The sequence below is a fragment of the Oerskovia douganii genome, from assembly GCF_015142735.1.
In the GTDB taxonomy this organism is placed as follows: domain Bacteria; phylum Actinomycetota; class Actinomycetes; order Actinomycetales; family Cellulomonadaceae; genus Oerskovia; species Oerskovia douganii.
Window position 1 is genome coordinate 70,503 of sequence record NZ_JACSPN010000020.1, and the last position, 11,458, is coordinate 81,960.

At 70.6% G+C, this 11,458-nt stretch carries 8 protein-coding genes; 4 read left to right on the forward strand and 4 right to left on the reverse strand.

The window, feature by feature from the left end:
• Positions 1-18 precede the first annotated feature (18 nt).
• The 3 genes from H9623_RS14560 (at position 19) to H9623_RS14570 (ending at position 5,972) form a co-directional block, all read left to right on the forward strand.
• Positions 19-2,613, forward strand: a complete 2,595-nt coding sequence (locus H9623_RS14560) for a helicase-associated domain-containing protein (protein ID WP_193720754.1) — start codon at positions 19-21, stop codon at positions 2,611-2,613.
• Between the two features lie 50 nt (positions 2,614-2,663).
• Complete coding sequence (locus H9623_RS14565; RefSeq protein ID WP_193720755.1) at positions 2,664-4,331, forward strand: DNA repair helicase XPB; 1,668 nt, start codon at positions 2,664-2,666, stop codon at positions 4,329-4,331.
• 261 nt (positions 4,332-4,592) lie between these two features.
• Positions 4,593-5,972, forward strand: a complete 1,380-nt coding sequence (locus H9623_RS14570; protein ID WP_193720756.1) for an IS1380 family transposase — start codon at positions 4,593-4,595, stop codon at positions 5,970-5,972.
• A gap of 523 nt (positions 5,973-6,495) precedes the next feature.
• Here the strand turns inward: H9623_RS14570 and H9623_RS14575 are convergent.
• The 4 genes from H9623_RS14575 to H9623_RS14590 all read right to left on the reverse strand — a co-directional run bounded on the left by H9623_RS14575 (position 6,496) and on the right by H9623_RS14590 (position 10,339).
• Positions 6,496-7,401 carry an NADP-dependent oxidoreductase gene (locus H9623_RS14575; protein ID WP_005053937.1) on the reverse strand — a complete coding sequence of 302 codons (906 nt, stop codon included), beginning with the start codon at positions 7,399-7,401 and terminating at the stop codon, positions 6,496-6,498.
• Between the two features lie 63 nt (positions 7,402-7,464).
• Positions 7,465-7,890, reverse strand: coding sequence for a cupin domain-containing protein (locus H9623_RS14580; RefSeq protein ID WP_005053940.1), 426 nt, complete (start codon positions 7,888-7,890; stop codon positions 7,465-7,467).
• Positions 7,891-8,013: 123 nt separating this feature from the next.
• A complete protein-coding gene (locus H9623_RS14585) occupies positions 8,014-10,014 on the reverse strand; it encodes a heavy metal translocating P-type ATPase (protein WP_171197092.1) in 2,001 nt (666 codons plus the stop codon).
• A 91-nt stretch (positions 10,015-10,105) separates the two neighbouring features.
• Positions 10,106-10,339 carry a heavy-metal-associated domain-containing protein gene (locus H9623_RS14590; protein WP_005053944.1) on the reverse strand — a complete coding sequence of 78 codons (234 nt, stop codon included), beginning with the start codon at positions 10,337-10,339 and terminating at the stop codon, positions 10,106-10,108.
• A 165-nt stretch (positions 10,340-10,504) separates the two neighbouring features.
• Between H9623_RS14590 and H9623_RS14595 the strand changes: the two genes are divergently transcribed.
• Positions 10,505-11,188, forward strand: coding sequence for a Crp/Fnr family transcriptional regulator (locus H9623_RS14595; protein WP_171197093.1), 684 nt, complete (start codon positions 10,505-10,507; stop codon positions 11,186-11,188).
• The last annotated feature ends 270 nt before the right edge of the window (positions 11,189-11,458 follow it).

The following is an 11,458-nucleotide window of genomic DNA, read 5'->3' on the forward strand; positions in this document are numbered from 1 at the left end:
CCGCGTAGCATCGGACGAATGGCCTCAACGCCTCCGGCTCCGCGCCGGACCTTCCCCGAGGCTCTTCGCTCCCGCAGCGACGAGCACCTCGTCGCGCTGCTGCTGCAGCGCCCTGACCTGGCCACTCCTTCGCCGTCGACGCTGCGCTCGCTCGCAGCACGCGCCACCAGCCGTACCAGCCTGGACCGGGCGATCACCCGGCTCGACGCCCTCGAGCTCCAGGTGCTCGAGTCCGTGCTCGTCCTCGGGGACCTCGCCCCGGCCCCGCGGGCCACGACGCCCCGCGGCCGCCGCGCACCGAACCCCTCCCACCCGGGCGACGACGCCGGGTCGACCGTCACCGTGGACAGGGTCCTCGACGCGCTCGGCGCGGGTCCCGCGGACGCCCCCGTCGTGCGGGCCGCGGTCGCGCACCTCGAGGAGGCCGCGCTGCTGTGGGACCGCGACCCCTCGCCGGGCACCGACCTCGCGGTCTCCCCCGGCCTGTCCGAGGTCCTGGGCCCCTACCCGGCGGGCCTGGGCCCCGCCGACCCGTCCTCCCCGCTCTCCCCGGCACCCACGGGGGAACCGCCGGTCCCCCTCGACGAGATCCTGGCCGACGCACCGCCCGGGGCGCGCAGCATCCTCGACGCCCTCACGTGGGGGCCGCCCGTCGGGGTGGCGCCGCGCGCCGACCCCGTGGGCCGCGAGGCGACGACGTGGCTCCTGCGCCGTCGCCTGCTGCTCGCGTCCGACGAACGCCACGTGGTCCTGCCGCGCGAGGTCGCCCTCGCGCTGCGGGGTGGACGCACGCACGCCCGCCCTCTCGCGCATCCGCCCGAGCCCGAGTCCCCGCACTTCGCGGACGACACCATCGCCGCGGAGGCCGCGCGCGCCGCACAGGACGTGGTGCGGCTCGTCGCCCACCTCCTCGCCCTCTGGCAGGCCTCCCCGCCCCCCGTCCTGCGGGCGGGCGGCCTGGGCGTGCGCGACCTGCGCCGCCTCGCGACGACCCTCGAGGTCGAGGAACCGACCGCGGCGTTCGTCGCCGAGCTGGCCCTCGCCGCGGGCCTCGTGGCCGACGACGGCGAGGACCCGCCCTCGTTCACGGTCACGGTCGCGGGCGAGGACTGGCTCGACCTGCCCCTGACCGGCCGGTGGGCGGTGCTCGCCGCAGCCTGGGCCGCGTCGGGCCGGACGCCGTGGACCGTGGGCAGCCGCGACGACCGCGGCACGCTGCGGGCAGCGCTCGAACCGGACCTGAGCCGCCCCTGGGTCCGACGCCTGCGGCTCGACCTGCTGTCCGCGCTCGCCGACCGGCCGGGCGCGGCCCTGACGTCGGGCGACCTCCTGGAGATCCTGCGCTGGGGCTCGCCCCGGGCCGTCCCGCCGGTCCAGGCGATCGAGGGCCTCCTGCACGAGGCACACCTGCTGGGCGCCACGGGGGTCGGGGCGCTCGCCCCGACGGGCCGGGCGCTCCTGCTGCCCGACGGCGCCGCGCCCGTCGCGGGGACCGGGTCGCCCGTCGCGTCGCACCGGCCCGGCAGGGTGGCCGGGCCGGCCGGCCCCGTGCCGTCGGCGCTCGAGTCGGCGCTCGCGACCGCGCTCGACTCGGTCCTGCCGCCCGAGGTCGACGACCTGCTGCTCCAGGGAGACCTCACGGGGATCGTGCCCGGTCGGCCGAGCACGGCCCTCGAGCGGCTCCTCGAGGACGCCGCCGAGGTCGAGTCCCGCGGCGCCGCGATCACGGTCCGCTTCACACCGGAGTCCCTCACGCGCGCGTTCGACGCGGGCCGTTCCGCGGAGGACCTGCTGGCCGAGCTCGCGGCGCACTCGCGCACCCCGCTCCCCCAGCCGCTCGACTACCTCGTCCGGGACACGGCCAGGCGTCACGGGCGCCTGCGCGTCGGGACCGCGTCGAGCTACGTGCGCGCCGAGGACCCCGCACTCCTCACGGGCCTCGTCGAGGACCCGTCGCTGCGGCACCTGTCGCTGTTCCGCATCGCCCCCACGGTCCTGGTGGCGCTCGTCCCCGCGGCGACCCTCCAGGCTGCGCTGCGCGACCGCGGGCTCGCGTCGACCGTCGAGGGCCCGGACGGGCGGGTCGTGCGGACCGAGCGCCTGCGGTCCGCCGCCCGCTCCCGCACGGGCGGGCGACGCCCGCTGGACACTGCCACCCGGGGGCGCTCCGACGTCGGGCCGGGGTGGGCCACCGAGGACGCCACCGTGGCGGACGAGGCCGCCCGACGCGACCGGTACGCCGAGCTCGTCCCGCGCCTGCGCGCCGCCGACGACGCGGCGCTCGCCGCGCCCCCGGTCTCGGCGACCCACCCCGACGTCCCGCCCGAGCCCCGCGGAACAACAGAACCCCCTGCGGCGTTGGGACTCCTGCGCGACGCGATCGACGCGGGCGACCACGTGGTGCTCGAGACGATCGACCCCACCGGGCAACCCGTCCGGCGCCGCGTGAAGCCCCTGGTCCTCGAAGGCGGGCGGTTGCGGGCCCTCGACCCCGCCCGCGACGCCGAGCTCACCGTGGCCGTCCACCGCATCGCGGGCGTCTTCACCGACGCCCCCGCCCCCGCCCAGGACGCCCCGGCGGACTCCCCCTCGGGAGCCCCGTCGGAGAGCTGACCCCCGCACCACCCCGCGTCACGACACGGCGCACCACCGGAAGGACGCACATGGCCGACGGCCCCCTGATCGTGCAGAGCGACAAGTCGCTGCTGCTCGAGGTCGATCACCCGCTCTCCGGCGACGCCCGCCGGGCGATCGCCCCGTTCGCCGAGCTCGAACGCGCGCCCGAGCACATCCACACGTACCGGCTCACGCCGCTGGGCCTGTGGAATGCGCGGGCCGCGGGGCACGACGCCGAGCAGGTCGTCAACGTCCTGCTCGAGTACAGCCGCTACCCCGTGCCGCACGCGCTGCTCGTCGACATCGCGGAGACCATGTCGCGCTACGGGCGGCTCCAGCTCGTCGCGCACCCCACGCACGGCCTGGTGCTGCAGGCGACCGACAAGGCCGTGCTCGCGGAGGTCCTGAAGTCCAAGCGGACCGCGGGGCTGGTGGGTGAGCGGCTCGGGGACGACTCGGTGATCGTGCACCCGTCCGAGCGCGGGCACCTCAAGCAGGTCCTGCTCAAGCTGGGCTGGCCCGCCGAGGACCTCGCGGGCTACGTCGACGGCGAGAAGCACCCCATCGACCTGTCGCCGACCGACCCTGCGCACGAGGACAAGCCGTGGGCCATGCGGCCCTACCAGCAGCAGGCCGTCGAGGGGTTCTGGCACGGGGGCAGCGGGGTCGTCGTGCTGCCGTGCGGCGCGGGCAAGACGATCGTCGGGGCCGGGGCCATGGCGAGGTCCGGGACCACGACCCTGATCCTCGTGACCAACACCGTGTCCGCGCGCCAGTGGCGCGACGAGCTGGTGCGGCGCACCACGCTCACCGAGGACGAGATCGGCGAGTACTCGGGAGCCCGCAAGGAGATCAAGCCCGTCACGATCGCGACCTACCAGGTGCTCACGACCAAGCGGAAGGGCGTCTACACGCACCTCGAGCTGCTCGACGCGCGTGACTGGGGCCTCGTGGTCTACGACGAGGTCCACCTCCTGCCCGCACCGATCTTCCGCATGACCGCGGATCTCCAGGCCCGACGACGTCTCGGCCTGACCGCGACGCTCGTGCGCGAGGACGGCCGGGAGGACGAGGTCTTCAGCCTGATCGGGCCCAAGCGGTACGACGCGCCCTGGAAGGACATCGAGGCCCAGGGCTACATCGCACCGGCCGACTGCGTCGAGGTGCGGCTCACGCTCTCCGACCGCGACCGCATGGCGTACGCGACGGCCGAGCCCGAGGACAAGTACCGGCTCGCCGCGACGGCGCCGGGCAAGAACCGCGTCGTCGAGCAGATCGCGGCCGCGCACCCGGACGACCAGGTGCTCGTGATCGGCCAGTACCTCGACCAGCTCGAGGAGCTCGGCGAGCACCTCGACGCGCCAGTCATCACGGGGGCCACGACGGTGCGCGAGCGTCAGCGCCTGTTCGAGGCGTTCCGGTCCGGGGAGATCTCCCGGCTGGTCGTGAGCAAGGTCGCGAACTTCTCGATCGACCTGCCCGAGGCGTCGGTCGCGATCCAGGTGTCGGGGTCGTTCGGGTCACGCCAGGAGGAGGCCCAGCGCCTGGGCCGCATCATGCGCCCCAAGCAGGACGGGCGCACCGCGCACTTCTACGCGGTGGTCTCGCGCGACACCGTGGACCAGGACTTCGCGGCGCACCGGCAGCGCTTCCTGGCGGAGCAGGGGTACGCGTACCGCATCGTCGACGCGGAGGACCTGGACGTCGTGCAGTGACCGGTGGGGACCGCAGCGGAGCAAGGTACCCGCCGGTCACGGAACGACGCCCAGGGCCGACCAGGAACACCGTGGACCTGGACAGCCCGCGCGACAGCGCAGCAGAGGGCGGGGGTGCCGTCCGCGACGGGGCCCGTCTCAGCCTGGATCCGCCGGTCAGGTCGTTGTGGGTGGCGGGTCGTGAGAGCCGAATGCTCCTGTGACCAGCGAGAATGGACTTGTCGAGAGTCCCAAACGCGCTGAGCAACAGGAGCACCGGTAGTGCGCGTTTCCCACAACTTCTCCGCCGAGTTCGATGACGACAACCTGATCGCCACCGGCGGGTTGGTACCGGTGATGCTGCTGGCCGAATCTGCCGGTCTGTCGGATCTGGTCCAGGAGTACGTCACCGTCGCCGGCAGCGCCGGCGCGAACGCGCCGGTGAAGGTCGCGGCGCTGGTGGCCGGGATGGTCGCCGGCGCGGACAGCATCAGCGACATGGACCTGCTTCGCCACGGCGGCATGGGCCGGGCGTTCACCGAGCACCGGGCGCCCACGACGCTGGGCACTCACCTGCGCGGGTACAGGTTCGGCCACGTGCGCCAGCTGGACGCGATCGCCTCCCGGCTGCTGACCGCGCTGGCGGCACGAGTGCCGGGACTGGTGGGTGGGGCCGATGAGGTGGCCTACCTGGACATCGACGACACGATCCGCCAGACCCACGGGTATGCCAAGCAGGGCGCGGGTTATGGCTACAGCGGCGTCAAGGGACTCAACGCGCTGGTCTCCACGCTGTCCACGCCCACGGCGGCGCCGGTGATCGCCGGGATGCGGCTGCGTCGAGGCTCGGTGAAGTCCCCGCGCGGTGCGGGCAAGATGATCGCCCAGGCTATGTCCGCGGCCCGCAGAGCCGGAGCGGGCGGGCTGATCACGGTGCGCGCCGACAGCGCGTTCTACCAGCACGACGTCATCGCCGCGGTCCGCCGCGGCAAGGCGCACTTCTCCATCACCGCCCGGATGGACGCCGGCGTGGTCGCCGCGATCTCCCGCATCGGGGAGCAGGAGTGGGTGGGGATCAAGTATCCCGAGGCGATCTGGGACGAGGACGAGCAGCGGTGGATCTCCGACGCGCAGGTCGCCGAGATCCCCTACACCGCCTTCACCTCCCGCAAGAAGGCCGACCACGTGGCTGCCCGGCTCATCGTGCGCCGGGTCAAGCGACTGAACCCAGCCTCGGCCACCGCCGAGCAGGGCGAGCTGCTGGCCGCCTACCGCCACCACGCGATCTTCACCGACTCCCCGCTGTCGATGCTCGCCGCGGAGTCCGCGCACCGCGACCACGCCATCATCGAACAGGTCATCTCCGACCTGAAGGACGGGCCGCTGGCCCACTGCCCCTCGGGGGTGTTCACCGCGAACAGCGCCTGGGCGGTGCTGGCCGCCATCGCCTTCAACCTCACCCGCGCCGCCGGAGTGCTCGCCTCGAGGTTCCACGCCAAGGCCCGCACCGCCACGATCCGCGCCCAGCTCATCAACGTGCCCGCCCGCATCGCCAACCGCGCCCGCTCCTGGCTGATGCACATGCCCAGGAACTGGCCCTGGCAGCAAGCCTGGGCCGCGCTCTTCGACGCCGTCAGCGCCCCACTACCAGCGGCGGCTTGACCAACCGCCCTGTCCCGACGAGAAGGAAAGCGAAAGTGGAAAGGCCGGGCAGACCGGCAGATCACGCACGCCCTTCACGAGCACCGACCGACAATCTCCTCCCCGAGCACCCCTCAATGCACTCCAAAGACCCGCTCGGCGTATCCAGGCTCAGTCGTTGCGACGGTCTGTGGATGACCCGGAGCCGAGGCGTCGCCCGGTCCATGCACGTTCAGCAGACGTGCGCCTTGCTGGCTGCATCCACAGAGCAGTACAGCAGCGAGTGCGACCGTGGCGAAGGTGATGGAAGCAACGCCGCCAGCGGTGACCGCACCGATGCCGACACATGCACCCGCACGCGGCTGCGGAGCGCGCGTCTCCAGCACATATCGCGGTACGATCGACATCGGGACCCTCCCCACCCTCTCGGCTCATCCGGGCACGTCGAGCTGAGCCCCTGTTCAGGAGCAATGCAGTGGAGCGTGCCCGCCCCGAATGAAAAACGCGTGCTCACCGCGCCCCGTCCGGCCTCGGTGGGCTCGCCTCAGGGCACTACGACGATCTTTCCGGCGGCATGTCCGGTTTCGACTGCGGCAATCGCCTGGCCTGCTTCATCCAGGCCGAACTGGGCGTCCACGTGCGGATCGACGAGCCCGTATTGGATCACCTCGGTGATCTTCCCCATAGCCTCATTCGTGCGTGCCAGGGCCAGGCCGCCCAGCTCGGCGGCGGTGTCCGGATCAGCCGCTGAGATGATCCGGGTCCGGTCGGGTACCAGGTCCGCGACGGCGCGCAGCGCGTCCCCACCGACGAGGTCGACAATCAGATCTGCCCCGTCGGGGGCGATCTCGCGCACCCGTTCGGGCAGGTTCGGACCGGATTCGACGAAGATGGCACCGGTGGACTGGACCAGGCCCCGCTTGGCTGCGCTGGCCACACCGATGACCCTGAACTCGTGCACCCGGCCGATCTGTGCGGCCATCAGTCCCACCCCACCGCCAGCGCCCAATAGCAGCAGGGTCTGGCCCGCTTCGAGTTCGATCTGGTGGGTGGCGTCATAGGCCGTGGCCGCGGCTACCGGGATGGTGGCGGCGTCGGTGAAGGAGATCTCCTCGGGCTTGGCCACGGTCGTGGACGCGCGCAACACTGTGTGCTCGGCCAGCCCACCGTGCCCGGGTGCCACCAGCCCGAGCACTTCGTCGCCCACGGCGAAGTCATCGATCCCGTCGCCGAGCTGGGTGACCACGCCGGCGGCCTCACGTCCCATCGGCGCCGGCAGGCTCCAGTGATGGCCCAGCTGGCCCTCGCGGATCTTCCAGTCGGCGGGGTTCACTCCGGCGGCCCGTACCTCGATGGCCAGCTCTGCGGTCCCGGGCACTGGAACAGACCGGTCGATCAGCTCCTGGGTCTCGGGCCCGCCGTAGTCGTTGAACACGTAGACCTTGGACATGGGATGGACTCTCTCTCAGTGGTTGGATTTGGCGTCGCAGTGGGTTCGCCAGGACGGTGTTGTTCAGTGCCGCGGTGGTTCGTCTCGGCCGGCGGCCTCGGCAGCGTCGGCTTCGCCCTTTGTGGCGAAGGCGACACCGATAGCGTGTTCCGGCGGGCTGTAAACGGTGTAGAGCACCAGCGACTCCTCGCCGGTGTTGCGGAAGTTGTGCTGGGCGCCGGCAGGAACCGCGCACTGGTCGCCTGCCTCGATGGGGTGGGTGTGGCCGTTGAGGTCCGCCTCGCCGGTACCGGAGACAAAGGTCAGGATCTGGTCGGTGTGTTCGTGGACCTCGTCCCCGATCTCGCCACCGGGCGGGATGGTCATGACGACGATCTGGGCGTGTTCGCCGGTCCACAGCACCTTCCGGAAGTCCGGGTTGTCCCTCGCGACGTCCGCGATGGTGAAGTGCTCGACGTTGTCTCCAAGGGTGAAGCTCTTCTCGGTCATGGCTGATCTCCTCTGCTTCCTGTATGGCTGTCTCTATGTCGCTGTCTGAGTTTTCGTGCTTATCGCGTCCTCGGGATGACCCGGAGGCGTGCGGGCCCCAGGGCCCCGGTGCGGATTTGGATGTCAGGCGGTTACCTGCTGTGCCCCTTTCTCCGTGGTCCTCTCGGCCGGTGGCGTCGTGGTCGAACCGCGGGTCTTCCGTAGCAGTCGCATTGCGTTGATGATGACGACCAGTACGGAGGCTTCGTGGACGAGCATGCCGACGGACATGGTCACCCCGCCGGCGAAAACACCGGCCAGCAGCAGCACCACGGTGATCAGGGCGATCGCGATGTTCTGCCGCATCACGGCCACGGTCCGCTTGGCCAGGCCGATGGCCTCCGGCAGCTTGAGCAGGTTGTCACCCATCAGGGCGATGTCCGCGGTCTCCACGGCCACGGCCGAACCGGCCGCACCCATCGCCACGCCGATGTTCGCGGTGGCCAGCGCCGGGGCGTCGTTGACGCCGTCCCCGACCATGGCCATCACATGGCCCTGGCGCTGCATCTGCGCGACCACGTCCAGCTTGTCTTCTGGGAGCAGGGAGGCGTGGATCTCGTCGATCCCGGTGGCCTTCCCGACGGCCTCGGCCACCAGTCGGGTGTCACCGGTGAGCATGACCACCTTCTCGACACCGGCTCGATGGAGCCGGGCGACCATCTCGGGGGCATCCTGGCGGATTTGGTCGGCGACGGCGACGACGCCGATCACCTGGTCGTCGACGGCCACGATCATCGGCGTCTTGCCTTCGGAGGCCAGCGCTTCCGCCGCCCGAGCGGCGCTGCCGTCGTCGGGAACGCCGTACTGGTCCAGCAGCGGCGGGTTGCCGATGAGCACCCGCTGGCCGGCAACGTCGGACACGATGCCCTTACCGGGGACCGGGGTGACGGTGCCGGGGACCCCGTCGGGGGCCACCCCCTCATCGCGCGCCGTCTGAAGAATGGGACGGGCCAGCGGGTGCTCCGACCCGGCCTCGGCGGCCGCGGCCCAGCGCAGCACGTCGGCACGGTCCCGTGCGGAATCCAGGACCACGACATCGGTGAGGACAGGTTGGCCCTCGGTGAGGGTGCCGGTCTTGTCCACGGCGACCGCCGAGATCTTGGCCGAGGTCTCCAGGAACTCGCCGCCCTTGATCAGGATGCCATTACGGGCGGCCCGGCCGATGCCTGCCACGATCGCGACCGGAATGGAGATCACCAGGGCGCCGGGGCAGCCGATGACCAGCAGGGTCAACGCCAGGACCACATCACCAGCGATCAGTCCGGCCGCCAGTGCCAGCGCCATGACGGCGGGGGTGTACCAGCGGGAGAAGCGGTCCATGAAGGCCTGGGTGCGGGCCTTGGCGTCCTGGGCCTCCTCCACCCGGTGAATGATGCGGGCCAGGGTGGTATCCGCGCCGATGCCGGTGGCCAGCACTTGCAGGAAGCCGCCGCGGGAGACAGTGCCGGCGAACACCTGGTCACCTTTGGATTTCTCCACCGGGATCGATTCGCCGGTGATGGAGGCCTCATCGATGGCGCCGGAGCCGGAGACGACCTGGCCGTCCACGGGGACCTTCGAGCCGTTCTTGACCAGGACGATCTCGCCCATTCTCACCTGTCCGGCAGGGATCTCCTGTTGTTCACCATCGCGCACAACGACGGCGGAATCCGGGGCGACGGCGACCAGCTCGGCCAGGGCCGAGCGGGTCTTGTTCAGGGTCGCCGCTTCCAGAGCGTGTCCGATGGCGAATAGGAACGTGACCGCCGCGGCCTCCCAGAAGTTGCCGATGATGACCGCGCCGATGGCCGCCACCGACACCAGCAGGTCGATGCCGATGACCTTGGCGATCAGCGCGCGAACCGCCTTGATCACGATCCCGTAGCCGGCGACCACGGCGGCGGCGACCATGAAGGCATCCGCGAGGGTGAAGACCGCGGTGGCATGGGTGGCGTGGGCGCCGGCATCGAGCCACCACTGGGGGCTGATGGTGAGGTTGGCCGCACCCTCGGCCAGCCGTTGAACGGCGAAGGAGATGATGATGAGTACGCCGGACACGACGGGGACCGACCAGTTCCCATAGACCCATTTCTGGAGCCTGTTCACTTTCGGGTACGACCTTTCTGCGATGAGTGCCAGCGGACCGGCAGATCGGGTATGAGCGAAAAATGTGCGACCCCACAGGGGCCCGCGTGCCTCAGAAGGCTGAAGGAGTGGCCTTATAGCCGGCCTTCGCCACGGCAGTCACGAGGTCATCCACGGAGACGCGCTCGGCGTCGTGGTCGATCTCGATGCGGGATGAGGCGAAATGGACCTTCACGTTCTCGACACCCTTGAGGCGGCCGACCTGCTTTTCGATCTTCGCCACGCAGGACGGGCAGGAGAATCCCTCGGCCCTCAAAAGGGTGTGGGTGGCGGTGGAGGTAGTCATTGTGAGAATCCCTTTCTTGGTGGTGTTCCGTATTGACACCTTCACGATAGGCTCGCGCCACTGCGAACTCCTTGACCCAGGTCAAGTCCGGACGGCACCGTACGAGGCGCCCCCCTGGGGCATCTGGGACGGTGGCGCCCGCGCCGATTCCGGTAGGCTTGAGGCATGTCTGAGGATGACCTGTGCGTAGCTCGCGTACCGATCTTCCAAGGACTGACGCGCCAGGAGCAGCTGCACGTCGCCGACTTCGTTCGCCCGGTGTGCGTCCACAAGGGGGATATTGTTTGTTCCCCCGGACAGTCGGTGTCGCGTCTGCTGGTGATACACAGCGGACAGCTCAAGGTCAGCCACACGGCGGCCAATGGTCAGGAACAGATTCTGCGAACGGTGACAGACGGTGATGTCGTGGGAGAACGGGCCTTCCTGACGGGCCACCGCCCGGTCGACCTCGTCGTCGCGCTAGAAGACAGTCGGATGTGCGTCTTCGACCACGCCGACCTCTCGGCCCTGCTCCGCGACTACCCCGACATCAGTCAGCGGATGCTGCGGACACTCTCCGACCGGCTCTCCTCAGTCGAGCGACTGCTGGGCGCCGTCACCTCCAGCGACGTCAACGCCCGCGTGGCGGCCTACCTGCTAGATCTGCCCGGCAGCATGCGAGCAGGCGTACCCACGGTGAGGCTGCCGATGGCGAAAAAAGACATCGCCGCCTACCTCGGAACCACGCCCGAAACCCTGAGCCGACGCCTCGCCGCGCTCTCCACCTCCGGCATCATCGAACTCCACGGACGCCGAGACGTCTCCATCCTCGACATTGATGCACTCGAACACGTCGCCACACCCCGATAGCCCGGTACCGTCAGGATGCATCCGAGACGCGTCGATACGCCGATCACGGGTCGCGCCAGGAGGATCGAATTCCGACGGCTAAAGGTACGGGTGGTCGCGGTCGCCGTCATTGAACCTGGATCCGCCGGCCGGATCGGGCTGAGGGGCGGGTCGTGAGAGCCGAATGCTCCTGTGACCAGCAAGAATGGACTTGCTGAGAGGCGTTCTCACCAGGCGCGGTGATGTGATCGGCGCGACGGCGCGCTGACCTGCAGGTTCGTTCGGTCGTGA

Coding starts and splice junctions, on each gene's coding strand:
- H9623_RS14560 (WP_193720754.1), top strand. CDS start 19: ATGGCCTCAACGCCTCCGGCTCCGCGCCGGACCTTCCCCGAGGCTCTT.
- H9623_RS14565 (WP_193720755.1), top strand. CDS start 2,664: ATGGCCGACGGCCCCCTGATCGTGCAGAGCGACAAGTCGCTGCTGCTC.
- H9623_RS14575 (WP_005053937.1), bottom strand. CDS start 7,401: ATGTCCAAGGTCTACGTGTTCAACGACTACGGCGGGCCCGAGACCCAG.
- H9623_RS14580 (WP_005053940.1), bottom strand. CDS start 7,890: ATGACCGAGAAGAGCTTCACCCTTGGAGACAACGTCGAGCACTTCACC.
- H9623_RS14590 (WP_005053944.1), bottom strand. CDS start 10,339: ATGACTACCTCCACCGCCACCCACACCCTTTTGAGGGCCGAGGGATTC.
- H9623_RS14595 (WP_171197093.1), top strand. CDS start 10,505: ATGTCTGAGGATGACCTGTGCGTAGCTCGCGTACCGATCTTCCAAGGA.